Raw genomic sequence first — 13,419 nt, 5'->3', positions numbered from 1 at the left:
CCATTCGATGCCGTTCACCCACACGTTGACTTGGGGCCAATGTGGCGGTGTCTGCGTGGTGTCCAACAGGTAGGTCAGCGGGGTCTTGGGCAGGGCGAAGGTCTGGAAGGTAGAGCGGGCATCACCATCGCCCAAGGCCACTTGCGCCTCGGTCTTGCCTTGCGTCGCCTCGACCAGGTTGCCGTAGACCGTGACCTGCGGATCGTCGTGGCCGAACTGCGCGTAGGTGAACTCACGGTCCAGTTGCACGCGGTGAAAGCCGGGCTGCTTGGCATCGACGCCGGCCGTTTCCACCGACAGCGCGGTGGCCTGGGTCAATTCATCGTCGGGCCCTTTGAGCAACAGGCTTCGCTTGGCCAGTGCGGCGGCCTCTTGGGCCGTGCCGTAGAAGTGCAACTCATGGCCACTGGTCGCGAGGCTGGGGGTGAAGTCCGCCTGCAAGCCGAAGGGCTCGCCGATGACCTCGTGGAAGCTGATGCCACGGATGTCGGCATGGCCCAGGGTGGTGAACAGCTCGGTGATGGCCAGCGATTCGTCCAGGCTGAGCACGGTGCTGGCGCCGGTCAAAGGCCCCCAGGTCAGCGATTGCCGATCGACCTGTGACACGCGCCGCTCCAGCAGGCGCTTGCGGTCGCTGCCGTTGCTGCTGGCCCGCAGGTTGGCTTCGATCAGGATCCGGGTGCCGGCCACGACACTGCTCACCTCGCCATCCAAGGGCATCTGCGTGGCGCCCAAGGTGGGCACCGAAGGCGCGCCCGTGTTGGCATTGAGCCGGCGCTTGTACGACACCTCGGCCGTGACGGCGCGCCCCAGGCTGTCGACCACCACCTGTTGTGCGGGCGCGTTGTGCCCGAAGTGCCGGTGCGTGCTGCCCAGCTTCCAGGCTTGCAGGCGTGGCGTTGATGTCAGCGCGGGGACGCCCAACCCGGCGGCCAGCATGGTCGCCGAAGACAGCAAACTGACGCTGGACGAGATGGCCGGCGCACTCAGGCTGAAACTGAAGGTCAACGGCAAGGCCAGCAATCTCAGTTTCTTCAAGCTGGTGACGCCGCCTTTCATCTTCACGACCGTGCTGCCGAAGGATTCCCAGGTCTTGTCCACCACCAGCACTTGCAAGTGGTCGTAGGCATCGCCACTGCCGCGCGCCACGCCCACCATCACGCGGTCACCCGCTTTCAGGCTCACGTTCGTGCCGGCGTCCAGCACCAGCGTGAAGGTGTCGGTGCCATGGCGGATGGCAGGCGCTTGTCGCGGCCGGTACAGGTGAAACTGCGACAAGGCGGGGTGGGCGATCAGTTCGCGGCTGGTCTCGAACACGGCGGGCTTGTCCTCGCCTTCAAGTTGCGCCTTGACGCCCAGGCCCATGGGCAGCACCACAGGCTGCGTGCCTTTGACCGCGAAGGCAAAGCGAGCCTGACCGCCCACGCCCGCCGCCAGGCGGTAACCCAGCAGTCGCACCAAGTCGGCCACGCTGTCGCGCCATTTGGCGCTGCGCAGGTAGGCCTCGTTGGCATACAGGTCCTGGTAAAAGCTGAGGATGTCGCCCACCTCGGCGGCCGCTTCGATCAGGGCGATGCCGGGGTCGTCGGGCAGTCGGTGCGTCCAGGCGGCCAACTCGGGGCTGGCGTCCAGCAAGGAGAGCATGTGCTCGCGAAGGTCGGCATAGCTGCCGATGCGGTAGCCGATGGTGGACAAGCCTGGTCGGTTGAAGATGACCTTGGGGAAATCCGCCGCTTGGCGACAGTCGTTGTCGCAGCTCATCGGCGGCCTCCGGTGATCTCGAAGGTGATGCGGCCGGTTTCCAGGTGGTCCGGGTCATTGGCGACGACGATGATCTCGAAGGCGCCCACGTCCAGCTTCTCGGTGCGGGACTCGGGCAGGTCGGAGGGATCGATGTCAACCACGGTGATGCCGCCACCGGTGCCGGGGTTCCAGCGCTGCATGCTCAGGCGCAGCACGCGGCCGATGCCGGTGACCTTCAGGGCGCGGCCGATCAACTGGCTGGCGTACAGGGGCTGGCCGAAGGTCCAGGCGTCGGGGTTGAAGAAGCCGGGGCGGCCATCGCGGGTCCAGCTGTCGGAGAACTCTTCTTCCAGGGCCACGCGCAGGTCTTCGGGCCAGTAGGCTTGCTGGGCACACAGTGTCATCTTGATGTCCAGCGGCACGTAGATGGCGGGGCGAACCTCCAGGTCTTCGCCAATCAGGCGCACGGCTTCCAGGTGGTCAGCGATGGTCTGGCGCAAGGGATCGGCCAGCACGGTGGTGCCCACGGGGTCGATGGCCACGCGCACGGTGCGCCAACTGCCGGTCCAGGCATAGCGAGCCTTGGCATGCGAGACGCCGGGCAGTTCTTCGGCGCGCTTGGCGTAGTCCTGCAAGGTGACGGCGCGCATCTGGCGTTGGCGGTAGGCCTCAGGCACGCGGCGCACGATCTCGGCCACGGGCTCGGGGTCGCGCCCGTTGACCACGTCAAAGGGATTCCAGACAGCTTGCACTGCGCCGCTGGCATCGTCGAAGTTGACGAGGGTGTCGGCGCCGACATTGCCCTGGCTGCCTTGGCCCACGCGGTATCGGCAACGAACGAAGGCGTTGAACGGCAGGGCCGCGCCATTGATGCCGTCGCCAAAGCGGATTGAACTGCCGCCCAGTTCGTCGGTCTCGACGATGAAGTGCTCGTCGTCGCCTTCGCTTTCGATCAGGTCGGATTGCTCTTGCCAGGGCTGGGCGAAGCCCTGCACCGAGACCTGCGCGGTGGTGCGCGTGGGCAGGTCGCCGCCGGGCATGGTCGCGCGGTAGGCCAGGGGCGAGGCCGGGAAGGGGCACAGCACGCCGCGCAAGGGCGACGCGCTGCCTTGCTGGCGCGTGACGATCTCATAACGCGCTTCGTCGGTGGCCACCAGGCTGTGCTCATCCAGGTTGCCGAGCGGTTGACCCGGTGCGCGGAAGGTGGTGATGCGTGGCCGGCCTTGCGTGGCACGGACCAAGTTGCCGTGGAACAGGCTCACGTCGTTGACCACCACGCCCGAGCATTCGCAAATGAAGCAAAAGTTCTGTTGCAGGGCGTCCTCAAGCAGCCAGCGCACGCGCACCAGCCATTCGCCGGTGAAGGGATCTTGCAGGGTTTGGGCGCGGGGCGTGGGGCCGTTCAATGGCAACAACCGCAGCAATTGCCGTTGCGCGGTGCGGGCGCCATTGGGGGTTCCGGTGGCAGGGTTCAGGGCTTCCTGCACCAGCAGGTGGTCCACGTCGACATCCACATCCTCTGCACCGGGCGCTGGAGCCTGGCTAGGATGCGTGCCCAGGAACAGATCGCGCAGTGATTCAGCTTGGGCCTGGGTGAGCGGCGACAGGCCGGTCAGGTCGGCTTCGGTGCTGCCTTGGGCCAGGGCGGTGACCGTGTCGCCCCAGGTGTAAAGGCGCAGCGTGCTGAGGGGGGCAAAGCAGCGCTGGCGCCACTGGGTGCCTTCACGCGGCATGGCGAAGATCACCGCGCCCGCGTCCTTCCAGTGCTCGCCAGTCCAGGCGCCGAACTCATCGTTGGGTGTGGCGGGCAGGTCCACCGTGGCAGTGACACCCAATGCCAGCCAGGTGCTGGCCTGGTTGCCCTGGTGGATGTGGTAATCCATCAGGCGGGCATGGCGGGCCAGCGAGACGCGCTTGCGGGCGGTGGCGATGGACCGCTCGTTCAAGACCCGGTCGTGGTAGTCGGCCTGCTCGTCCGCGTCGGCCGCGATCAGGTCGATCAGCACCTGGTCCAGGTCGGCCTCGCTGGTGGGTGACCAGTTGGGCACGCGCCGCATCATGGCCGCGATCAACACGTGGCGGAAGGAGTCGTAGTCGCGCGCCAGGTAGTCGATCTCGGGCTCGGTGGGGGGCGGCTTGACGCGCTCTGTCGGCGTGCAATTGAGGTTGAAGCAGCCTGGGCGGAACTTGAAGGGCAGGGCATTGAGCAACGGGTCCATTGCCAGCGGCAAGGCATTGCCCGGCGCGGACAAGCCCACGGCGGTGGTGGACAGCAGGTAGGTCGAGTAGTCGCCCACCGGGGCGATCTTCAGCTTGAGCGTGGTGGCCGTGGCGCCAGCCTGCACCTGCACGACCTGAACGGGCCTGGCCGGGTTGCCTGCGCGGTGTCGCTCGGCGCCTTGCACGGTGAAGGCTTCCTTGGGCGGCAGGGGCGCCAGGGCGTTGTCGTTCCAGAACTCGACTTCCAGCCAGGCAAAGGCGGGTTTGGGCGCGGCTTCCAGCGTGACGTAGGCCAGCTTGAAGGCGTTCAGCCCCTTGGCGTCCAGGTCGCGGGCGCGGTCGCTCAGGCGTTCTTCGTTGCGCAGCAGGGTCATGTCAGTGCGCTCCCTGGCGTTGCAGTCGCACGCTGATCACTTCGCCGGTGGCGATGATGCGGTAGCGCAGGTCCACGTTGAGCGTCGAGTCTTCGGCGCTGACATCGAGCAACTCAACCATGATGCGTTGGCCCAACCAGCGCGACAGGTTCTGGCTGACCAGGGCCTTGGTGATGCCGGCGGTGGCATCGTCATTGCGCTGAAACACGAGGCGGCGCAATCCAGCCCCGAAGCTGGGCAGGAAAGGCCGTTCGCCCTGCGCGGTGAGCAGCAACTGGATGATCTCGCCCCGGATGTGGTCAGGCAGGTCAGCAGGTGTGGCCGTGCGTCCATCGGTGCCGATGCGGAATGGGAACGCCAGGTGGCGGCCGTTGTTCATGCTCATGGCAGCGGCGTCCGGTAGGTGTCGACCGTGAAGGCCATGGTGTGCCGGTGGTTTGTCAGGCCGCCGTCGCCGGTGTTGTCGGTGGTGACCAGATCGCCCCCGTGGTCGCCCAGGAACTTCAGCACCCCTTGGGCGATGGCCGCGAACAGGATCTTGCGGTCGTCGGCGCCCTGGCCGTCCGTGGGCAGGAACTCGCCTTTGCGCGCCTGCCATTCGTTCTGCATGGCCTGGTCGATGTACGCGGCCAGGCTGGAAGCAAAGTCATCCAAGGTGCCGGCTTTGAGGGGGGAGCTCATGGGGTGGCCTCGATCGATCAACCAGTGGTGACGCGGGTCGACAGCAAGGCCGGCGTCGCGGGTGGGAAGGGCATGACCGGCACGATGGGCGTGACCGGGATGCCGATCACGGTTTCGCCCACGTGCAGGTGCGCGTTGAAAATGCTGACGAGCTGGTTCAGGTACTGCAACAGCGAATCGCCAAAGGCTACGGGGTGTGTGGCGCCCTCGGTCAGCTCGATCAGCGGCGCTTCGACGATCACCTTGGTGGCGGCCAGCAGCTTGATCTGCCCATCGTTGACGCTGATGGTGATCAAGTTGCTGCCATTGCCATCGGACAAAGTCAGGGTGTTGGCGTCGTCGTCCAGCGCGACCATCAGGCCTTTCTCGCTGCGCAGGATCTTCAAGGGGGGCTTGGCAGCGGTACCTTTCTCGTCGCTGGGGACATCGCTGGTGCCCCACCAACCGCCGGTCCAAATCGGGCGGGATGGGTCGCCCGCTTCGAACTCGATCCACACGCCCGCGCCCACGGGCGGGATGGCGTGGAAGCCCACGCCTGGGCCAGCATAGGGCGAACAGGGCGTGGCCCATGGCGTGGACAATTCGCCAAAGACCTCGGGCACCTGGGCCTTGATGCGGCCGATGGCGGATGGGTCGTCGTTGTCGGTGACCAGGCCGCGGTACTTGCCGAAATGGCGCGTGCGCGATTGCGTCGCCAACTCGACCACCAGTTTTTCGAGTGTGCCGCTTTCCATCAGAACACCCCCGAGGCCATGCCAGAGTCGCCGCCAGCGCCACCGGCCGAGCGCGCATTGCGGTGCAGAGAAAACTTTTGGCGGTAGCCGTGGTCGGTCAACACATGGGTGACGCGGCCGATCAGGTAGTCGCCCGACAGGTAGCCACCGATGCCGCGCACCCGAACCAGGTGGTAAGGCTGCATCACGCCTTCATAGTTGTCGGCGTCCAGCTCGCCATTGGCCGCATAGGCCCAGGACGACAAATCGACCGTGGCCGAGGTGGCCGCGTCCAGGTCGGTTTGCTCCTCGCGCGTGCCGGTCAACAGCATCACGGCGGGCTGGGTCAGGTCGTGCGTGGCGGCATCGCCCAAGGGCGCGATGTCGGCGGCGTCGGTGCGGCTGGTCAGCACGCTGCGGTCGGCCAGGTTGATGCTGCCGGCTTGCGCCTTGATGGGCCGCAGCGCATCGAACTCGGCCGAGAAGCTGGCGACATTGCATTGGTCGCCCACCAGCAGGATTTCGGGCAGGTCCGCCGCGTCGAACTGGGGGCGCTTGAACATGCCCACGCTCAGGCCCGGTGCCTCGCCCGGCTTCACATAGGTGAACATGCCGTAGCGCTTGGCCAGGTCGCGCAGCAACTGCATGCTGGTGCCGCGCTGCACGACCACGCGCTGAAGCGCCGCGCCAGCATCAGGGGCGGCATCCACATCGGCGCTGAAGCCCACGTCGGTGAACAGGCTGGTCACGATGTCCTGGGGCGCCATGTCTTCGAACAGCACGACTTTCTCGTCGCGGTTGAGCTGCACGCTGTCGTCCTGCACGATCAGGGTCATGGTGCTCTGGTTCGGAGCCGATTTCATCTCGTAGCGGTTGCCCACGACCATGCCGTCGATCAGGGGCATGAAGTCGGCCTGGGCCACCTTGACCTCGATGCGCACGCGGACAAAAGGCTGGGCGATGTCATCCTCGATGCCGGCCCACACACCGGCGTCATCGGTGCCCACGGGCAGGTCCAACTCGGCCTCGGCCGCGATGCCGATGCCCTGGTCGATGCGGATTTCGGTGAACAACGCCAATTGCTCCTTGGACGCCGGAGCATTGTCGAAATAGACGCGGTATTCAGCCTTGGCCATGGTGCTCAGCTGTTGGGGATGTGGATGGTGCGGCCGGTGGGCTCCAGCAGCGAGCCGGCTTCCAGCTCGGTGTTGGCGTCGGCGATGTGCCAGTAGCGGGTGGCATCGCCGTAGCGCTGCTCGCTCGTGGCGTCAAGTTGGTCATGCGATCGCACGGTCACCTCGAGGCCGGGTGTCGATGGGAGCGGCCTCAGCTTGACGGCGGCCACGGACGCGCCGGCGCGGTCTGGCGCGGTGACGGTGGGCAGGCCGAAGTAGCGGGAGTTCTTCAGGAACATGGTGGCTTCTCCATCCTTATTCAAAACGGAATGATGTCCAGCGCAAACTCGACGGCCTTGGCCAGGTTCAGGGTCGCCTGGGTGTCCTTGATCATTTGCGTGTACTTGTAGGCGCCCGCGCCCACGGCGTCGTCGGTGGGGGCCTGGCTGGACACCTGCAGGCCAATCTTCACTTCGGCCTGGATCGGGTTGAGCAGCACGTCGTACTTCTGCTCGGTGATGGACATCGAGATGATGGTCACTGGCAGCACGCGCGAGGGGCCCCAGATGAAGAGGATTCTCGGCAGCGCCACGCGTGGCAGGGGCTTTGATGGTGGTGTGGCGCTGGGCCCGGAGATCGCAGAGCCCACCGCGTCGATGGCCGCGCCGATCAGGCCCCCTGGCGTGGTAGGCGGGTAGACCATTTTTTCCAACGCGGCGATCTGCGGGCCCACGCCGAACAAGCGGGGAATGGCCGACACCGCACCACCAGCGCCCAGGTCATCCGCCGCAGAGAAACGCGCGGTGATCTCGAAGCGCTCGGAGGGTGGCGCGGCCGCCGCGTGGTTCTCGGTGCGGGGCTGCGCGGCCGCGGTGCTGGGCGGCTGGGGAATGGTGATCGTGCGCGTCATCTGTTCAGGGTTGAACTGGAAGACGACGATGTTCGGTATCGGCCCGAGGATGTTGGCGCCGTATTCGACCAGCACGCCGCGCAGTGGGAAGAGTGCCATCAGACGGTCTCCCCTTGCATGCCGATCCAGTCGACCAGCCGCGCGGCGATCAGGTCGGTCAACGAGTGCGCGTCCATGCCCGCAGGCGCATCGATGGCCCCCAGATCAGCTTGGGCGATGACACTGCTGGCGCCTCGCAGTTTGAGGTCGGACAGCCTGCGGCTCAGCGCCGGACCGAGCAGGTCTTGCACCTGTCCGCCCATCTCCGTGGACACGCCTTGCAGCGTGAGCGCCAGGTGATCAATGTCCAGCCTCATGCCCAGACCTCCATGAGTGCGGCATAGCGCCCGAACTGTTCGCGGCCTGCCACGCGGTTCATCTTTTCCAGCTCGCGCTTGATGGCGGTGAGCACGTGGGGCATGTCGACGCGTGCTGGCGACGCCGTGCTTTGCTTTGATGCGGCCAGCAGGCAGGCGTTGAACGCGGCCGATCGGATGTGGCCCCCCGCCATGTCGAATTGCTGGGCCAGCCAGCGGCAGTCCAGTTCGGTGATGTCAACCTGAGCGGGGAACACCTGTCGCCACAACTGCTCGCGCTCGCTGACGCCCGGCACCGGGAACTCGACGATGTGGCGCAGGCGGCGGGTGAAGGCTTCGTCCAGGTCCTTGCGGCGGTTGCTGGCCAGCACTGCGAGGCCTTTGAAGCGCTCCATGCGTTCGAGCAAATAGCTGATCTCGATGTTGGCGAAGCGGTCGTGCGCGTCTTTCACCTCGGTGCGCTTGCCGAACAAGGCGTCGGCCTCGTCAAAGAACATCAGGCAATCGCTGGTCTCGGCGGCATCGAAGATGCGGCGCAGGTTCTTCTCGGTCTCACCGATGTACTTGTTGACGACCTGGGAGAGGTCGATGCGGTACATGGGCAAGTCCAGTTCGTGGGCCAGGGCTTCGGCGGCCATGGTCTTGCCGGTGCCGGGGGGGCCGCAGAACAGCACTGACAGGCCACTTTCGTTCCAGGCCTGGGCCGTGCCCCAGTCATGGTGAACCCGGCCCAGCACGGACATGGCGGCGACGATTTCGCGCAGTTGCTGCGCCTGTGCGGTGGGCAGCACCAATTCGTTCAGGGCGAAGCGGGGCGTCACGGCATTGGCCAGGCCATCGAGTTCAAGCCGGGCTTCGGCGCGGCACACGGCGAACAGGTCCGAGGCGCTGGCTTCATCGCCCAAGGCGGAGGCCGTTGCTGCTGCGCGGTCCAGCGGGCGCTCGGCCATTCGGAAGCGCCGCGCGGCTTCGGGGATGGCCTCGCGAACGGCGGGGGCGCAGCTGGCCAGCGATGCGCTCAGTCGCTGACTCCGGGCGGTCACGTCCAGCGGTGGCAAGGTGCAAGTCGGCAGCATCAGCTTGCCAGGCAGGCCACGTGCAGCCTGGCCACCATCGGTCGTGGGCAGGTACCAGCGCAATGGCAGGGCCGACCGTGGCGCGGTCCAGTGATCCGCACCGTTGGCGCAGCAGCGTTCTTGCCAATGTTCGGGGAGCAGCACGTCCACGCCCCGCAGCCAGCAGACCGTGGCGGCGGCGGTAAGGCCGCGCTCGGGGGTGATGTCGTCGCTCAGCACGCACAGGCCTCGGCCGGTGGCCGCACTGAACGCCTGCGCCCAGGCCGCGAAATCGGTGCCGCGTTGTGCCTGCAAAGGCAACACCTGCATGGCGGTGGGTGGATCAGATCGCAGGCGGGCCAGCACGGCTTGCATCTCGCGGGGCAGATCGCGCGTGGGGGCATCATCGTTTTGCAGCAGGCCTCGGGGGCTGCTTTGAGGATTCAGCAGGGCGTGTGCCACGCTGGCGGGCATGTCCAGCGCTTGATGCCAGTCCAGCACTTCCCGTCCGCTTGGCAAGTGCAGCAAGCCATGGCGGAACAAGGCATGGCTGGCATCGGCACAGGCCGCCACGGCCATGGGCTCGTCCCACAGACGCTGTGCCAATGCCAACGTGGGCCAAGGCCGAGACAGGTCGTTCTGGCAAGCTGCGCACACGGCGCCAATGGCGGCATCGACACGCCCCGCCAGCGCGCAGGCCAGCACAAACTGAGCCGCTGGCGTCAAGTCGCACGTGCGCGCCAACCAAGCCCAATCCCCTTGGCGATTGAGGCGCAGGCGAGGCGGCTCCAGCTCGGCAATGCAATCGCTCAAGTAGCGCGCGGTCACGTCCTCGGCGAAGAAGGCGCGCTTGTCGTCGCGAAAGCGCGCCAGGTCCAGGCTGTCTTGCACCGGGTCCGTGATGGGCGGCAAAGCACCGGGGGCAGGCGCGGTGCCGTGGCCCCGCTGGTGCCAGCACCAGGCGATCTCACGCCGCAGACGCCAGGTCACCTGCGCCAGCCAGTGGGCGCACACCGGGTCGCCCACGCCCAGGTCGGGGTTCATGGAAACAGGCGTGGCGGCGAGTGGCGTGCTCATGTCCAGCTCAGCACGGGAGAGTCCAGGGCCTGCTCGCCATTCACGCGCAGGATCACCCGGTAGTTGGGATTGGGCACCAGCGCTTGAACATCGCTGACCGCGAAGGTGAGGGAGGTGGCGCTGCCGCCGGGCAAGGGCTCCAGCAGCAATTGCGCTTTGCCATTGAGGTAGAGCGCCGCGTAGATGGCGGCATCAGGCCCGCCCAGTTGCGCGCCATTGACCACGAACTGACCGAACAGCTTGCCTGACACCAGGGTGAGCGGAACGGGCACGCTCACGGTGGTTATCCGGGGCACCAGGTGCCCGGCCAGCGCATTGCTGCTCAAGGTGTGCCCATCGGGCAGCGTGCGTGCCACGCAGACAGGGTAGGCGCCTGCGGTGATCGGGTCGGCCAGCGGGATGGTGGTGCTCAAACCCCCATCTGCTGTCGGCGTGGTGGGATAGACCGAGGCGCCCACCATGATCTGGTCGTAGCCGGCCAGATCAACGCCGCGCAGCACGAAGGCCTGGCCGGCGCTGATGCGCTCCGGTTCGATGGCACTGAGCCTGGGCCCGAGGCTGGGCAGGGCCGTCACTCCTTCGTACATCTGCGGTGGCGGCAGTGGCTTGCCGATGGTCTTGACGGGCAAGGCATACGCTGGCGGCGTGTCCATCGGCGCCAGCATGACCGGGCGGATCTGGAAGGCGGCCGAGATGCGGTACTTCTCTTCGCTGCCTTGCATGATCTTGGACAGCATCTCGACATCGGCCTCGTCGAAGGTGATGCGCAAAGGATCGGGGCTGCTCGACAAGGCGGCATTGGTCGGATCGGGCTGGATCACGCTCATGCCGTTCAAGGCCAGCATGCCCCGGCCCAGCAGCTTGTGCGCGGCGATGGAGTCACTGTCGGCGCCATCAAAAGCGGTCAGCAGGTAGTACAGCACCAGCCAGACGGGCGGGGCCTGGCCAGCGTCAAGGGGGCGGTTGCGCAGGTTGGCATCAATGCCCACTCGGTAGAGGAAAAGGTTGTAGCTGCCGCCTGTGGCACCGGCATTGCTGGCGTCTTCCGGCCGACCCACGGCCACGGCGTTGATGCCCGTTCGGGATGCAATCTGCACCTTCAGCAAATCGCTGACGGCGCCAATGGCCTCACTGCTGGCGGCGAGTGACATGGCTCAGCTCCACCGCACATGGTGGCGGCGCAAGGCGAACCGCGCCGGTGCCGGGGTGGGGTCGGCCACGGGCTGAGGCTCGGGCGTGGTCACCGGGGCAGGGTTGGCGGCGCGCACTTCCAGCGTGATGGTGCCGATGCTGACGTGGGTGCGGGGCATGGCCTCGACTGGGTTGGAAGACTTGATCGTTGTGGGCGATTCGCGCTGGTGATCAGGCTGCACAGGCCGCACAGGCCGCACCTTGAATGACGATTCCACGGGCGCGACCTGTTCAGGGGCCTGCCATGCCGGGCTTTGGCTTTGGCTTTGCTCTTGAGTCGCAGTTTTTGGCCGAGGCAGGTCCAAGCTGCTTGGGCTTGCCAGGATTGGGGGCGCTTCCTTGAGCCGATCGGGCGTGACTTGCGGCACAGGCATGTCGCGTGTTTGCCAAGGCGAACTCGATGCGGTGTTGGTCCGATTCGTGGTCAGTGGTGCCAAAGCTTTGTCTGCCGAGGCTTCTTTCTTGGCATGCGTCAGCGTCGAGGCCAAGGCTGGCTGGCTTGGTTGGAGATGGACCGGCCAGGCCATCGCGTCGGGCAAAGGCAAGGTATCGGCTGGGGCTTTGGTGAGTGGTTCAGCCGGTCGCGCCATCGTTGGCGCTTCTGAGGTGGTTTTCGCCTGCTGCTTGGGCAGCGTAGCAAGCAACGACGAGGTCTGGCGCGCTTCACTCAAACTCAGAGGGGGCGCCGTGGCGGCCACGTGCGCCGTGACCTCGTCATGCTGCTCAAGCAATGACGTGCTCAGCGTGGTGCGTGCGCCGGGCGTTACCGCAGGCGATGCCATCTGCGCAGCCAGTCGGGCAAAGTAGCCGCTCATGCCCAGGCTCCTTCATGATGAAGCTGCCGCAAGTAGTGCGCGCGCCGCCAGCGGGGCAGGGCCAGGATATCAGCCTCGCGCCAGTGAAAGGCACTGGCCAGTTGCAGCACGTCATCCAGCATGCGGGCTTGTGCGCGCGAGAACCCGTCGATCAGCAGGGCCTCCAGGTCACAGACCAGTGTGTTGTCATGCGCACATTCTGGGCAAGTCGTGTGCAGGCGCAGTGCGGTCAGAGGGTCATGGGCCTCAAACGCATCGTCCAGCATGGGCAGCAGGGTGGACAGGGCAGGCTGCTCTTCATCGGGCGCCACACCATGCACGGCTTCAATCAAAGACGCCGCCAGGGCCTCTGGCGAAGAAGGCCCGTCCAGCATCCAGCTTTGCAGATCACAGCCACGGGGCAGGCGCAATGCCAACTCAATGCCGCTGTCGCTGCGCCAATGGAAGCGCGGCGTGGCCGTCTGGCCGGCCAAGGCACGCAAATCCAGTGCCAATTCCATGGCCTCGCTGCACCGAGTGCACGCGCTTTGCAGCTCGATCACGGGCTCCTGCGCGGCCAAGCGCATCGCGATCAAGGCCTGCAAGCGCTGACTCAAAGTCCAGTCCCAGGCTTCATCCGCTTCGATGGCCTGCCCATCAGGGTTGCACACGCAAGCGGCCAACAAAGCGGTCACCGTCCCAGGCCGGTCAGCCGCGTCGAACACCAGGTCGATGTCCGACGCCGCGCTGCCCACGGCACGCGCCCGCCAGGCCTGAGCATCCTGCCCAGCCATCATCAACCCGCCTCATTCGGCTCAGGCGTGTCGGCATCGCGCACCCAGCCTTCCAGTTCGATCTTGATGTGCTCGATCGCCACGGCATTCGCGTTGGCGTCGAGGTCGGGCAGGGTGACGAACTCGCTCACCCAGCAGCGGAACAGGAAGTAGCGGATGGCCACCTGGCTCTTCTCATTCAGCACTTCCAGCGTCAGGTCTTTTTTATAGCCCGCCAGGTCCATGGCGGAATCACCGGCATAGCTGCTGACGCCGTTGGCCCACTTCTCGAACTCCAGATCGTGGGTGATGCCACGCTCCAAGGTCACACCCTCGTAGGTCGAGCGGCCTGGTGACTTGTGGTCATAGCTGTTCTGCCCACCGCTTCGGTGCTTGACCACCTCGGTGGTGCGCTTG

The 13,419-nt window shown here is 66.1% G+C and carries 13 protein-coding genes and 1 pseudogene; all 14 read right to left on the bottom strand.

Translation table 11 applies throughout. The annotated features are described in order from the left end of the window. Window positions 1–1,761: pseudogene (locus H7225_RS07460) on the bottom strand (hypothetical protein); the annotation flags it as partial. After that, window positions 1,758–4,337 carry a putative baseplate assembly protein gene (locus H7225_RS07455; protein ID WP_290660398.1) on the bottom strand — a complete coding sequence of 860 codons (2,580 nt, stop codon included), beginning with the start codon at window positions 4,335–4,337 and terminating at the stop codon, window positions 1,758–1,760. The gene H7225_RS07455 and the pseudogene H7225_RS07460, both read right to left, overlap by 4 nt. Window position 4,338: 1 nt before the next feature. Then, on the bottom strand, window positions 4,339–4,722 hold the full coding sequence (locus H7225_RS07450; protein WP_290660397.1) for a GPW/gp25 family protein: 384 nt from the start codon (window positions 4,720–4,722) through the stop codon (window positions 4,339–4,341). Continuing rightward, window positions 4,719–5,018, bottom strand: coding sequence for a hypothetical protein (locus H7225_RS07445; protein ID WP_290660396.1), 300 nt, complete (start codon window positions 5,016–5,018; stop codon window positions 4,719–4,721). Before H7225_RS07445 ends, H7225_RS07450 begins: the two co-directional genes overlap by 4 nt. A 17-nt stretch (window positions 5,019–5,035) precedes the next feature. Continuing rightward, the gene (locus H7225_RS07440) at window positions 5,036–5,752 is read right to left on the bottom strand and encodes a phage baseplate assembly protein V (RefSeq protein ID WP_290660394.1); all 717 of its coding nucleotides are present in this window, start codon (window positions 5,750–5,752) and stop codon (window positions 5,036–5,038) included. Then, window positions 5,752–6,867 (bottom strand): hypothetical protein, encoded by a 1,116-nt coding sequence (locus H7225_RS07435; protein WP_290660392.1) that lies wholly within the window; start codon window positions 6,865–6,867, stop codon window positions 5,752–5,754. The genes H7225_RS07440 and H7225_RS07435 overlap by 1 nt, the downstream gene beginning before the upstream one ends. 5 nt (window positions 6,868–6,872) lie before the next feature. Continuing rightward, window positions 6,873–7,145: a hypothetical protein gene (locus tag H7225_RS07430; protein ID WP_290660391.1), complete on the bottom strand. Its 273-nt coding sequence runs from the start codon at window positions 7,143–7,145 to the stop codon at window positions 6,873–6,875. Between the two features lie 20 nt (window positions 7,146–7,165). Beyond that, window positions 7,166–7,855, bottom strand: a complete 690-nt coding sequence (locus H7225_RS07425; protein WP_290660390.1) for a hypothetical protein — start codon at window positions 7,853–7,855, stop codon at window positions 7,166–7,168. After that, the gene (locus H7225_RS07420; RefSeq protein ID WP_290660388.1) at window positions 7,855–8,112 is read right to left on the bottom strand and encodes a hypothetical protein; all 258 of its coding nucleotides are present in this window, start codon (window positions 8,110–8,112) and stop codon (window positions 7,855–7,857) included. Before H7225_RS07420 ends, H7225_RS07425 begins: the two co-directional genes overlap by 1 nt. Then, complete coding sequence (locus H7225_RS07415) at window positions 8,109–10,244, bottom strand: AAA family ATPase (RefSeq protein ID WP_290660386.1); 2,136 nt, start codon at window positions 10,242–10,244, stop codon at window positions 8,109–8,111. The genes H7225_RS07420 and H7225_RS07415 overlap by 4 nt, the downstream gene beginning before the upstream one ends. Continuing rightward, on the bottom strand, window positions 10,241–11,395 hold the full coding sequence (locus H7225_RS07410; RefSeq protein ID WP_290660384.1) for a DUF4255 domain-containing protein: 1,155 nt from the start codon (window positions 11,393–11,395) through the stop codon (window positions 10,241–10,243). The genes H7225_RS07415 and H7225_RS07410 overlap by 4 nt, the downstream gene beginning before the upstream one ends. A 3-nt stretch (window positions 11,396–11,398) precedes the next feature. Continuing rightward, the gene (locus H7225_RS07405; protein ID WP_290660382.1) at window positions 11,399–12,250 is read right to left on the bottom strand and encodes a hypothetical protein; all 852 of its coding nucleotides are present in this window, start codon (window positions 12,248–12,250) and stop codon (window positions 11,399–11,401) included. Next, the gene (locus tag H7225_RS07400; protein WP_290660380.1) at window positions 12,247–13,026 is read right to left on the bottom strand and encodes a hypothetical protein; all 780 of its coding nucleotides are present in this window, start codon (window positions 13,024–13,026) and stop codon (window positions 12,247–12,249) included. Before H7225_RS07400 ends, H7225_RS07405 begins: the two co-directional genes overlap by 4 nt. Beyond that, window positions 13,026–13,419: phage tail protein (locus H7225_RS07395; protein WP_290660378.1), on the bottom strand; the 394-nt coding region annotated here is incomplete at its 5' end. The genes H7225_RS07400 and H7225_RS07395, both read right to left, overlap by 1 nt.

This window comes from Aquabacterium sp. (assembly GCF_014378415.1).
Classification (GTDB): domain Bacteria; phylum Pseudomonadota; class Gammaproteobacteria; order Burkholderiales; family Burkholderiaceae_C; genus Aquabacterium.
Note: the sequence above shows the minus strand (reverse complement) of the source record. Positions and strands in the feature narration are given on the sequence as shown.

Bases quoted from the DNA above. Each gene is read 5' to 3' on its own strand.
- H7225_RS07455 (WP_290660398.1), bottom strand. From the start codon at position 4,337: ATGACCCTGCTGCGCAACGAAGAACGCCTGAGCGACCGCGCCCGCGAC.
- H7225_RS07450 (WP_290660397.1), bottom strand. From the start codon at position 4,722: ATGAGCATGAACAACGGCCGCCACCTGGCGTTCCCATTCCGCATCGGC.
- H7225_RS07445 (WP_290660396.1), bottom strand. From the start codon at position 5,018: ATGAGCTCCCCCCTCAAAGCCGGCACCTTGGATGACTTTGCTTCCAGC.
- H7225_RS07440 (WP_290660394.1), bottom strand. From the start codon at position 5,752: ATGGAAAGCGGCACACTCGAAAAACTGGTGGTCGAGTTGGCGACGCAA.
- H7225_RS07435 (WP_290660392.1), bottom strand. From the start codon at position 6,867: ATGGCCAAGGCTGAATACCGCGTCTATTTCGACAATGCTCCGGCGTCC.
- H7225_RS07430 (WP_290660391.1), bottom strand. From the start codon at position 7,145: ATGTTCCTGAAGAACTCCCGCTACTTCGGCCTGCCCACCGTCACCGCG.
- H7225_RS07425 (WP_290660390.1), bottom strand. From the start codon at position 7,855: ATGGCACTCTTCCCACTGCGCGGCGTGCTGGTCGAATACGGCGCCAAC.
- H7225_RS07420 (WP_290660388.1), bottom strand. From the start codon at position 8,112: ATGAGGCTGGACATTGATCACCTGGCGCTCACGCTGCAAGGCGTGTCC.
- H7225_RS07415 (WP_290660386.1), bottom strand. From the start codon at position 10,244: ATGAGCACGCCACTCGCCGCCACGCCTGTTTCCATGAACCCCGACCTG.
- H7225_RS07410 (WP_290660384.1), bottom strand. From the start codon at position 11,395: ATGTCACTCGCCGCCAGCAGTGAGGCCATTGGCGCCGTCAGCGATTTG.
- H7225_RS07405 (WP_290660382.1), bottom strand. From the start codon at position 12,250: ATGAGCGGCTACTTTGCCCGACTGGCTGCGCAGATGGCATCGCCTGCG.
- H7225_RS07400 (WP_290660380.1), bottom strand. From the start codon at position 13,026: ATGATGGCTGGGCAGGATGCTCAGGCCTGGCGGGCGCGTGCCGTGGGC.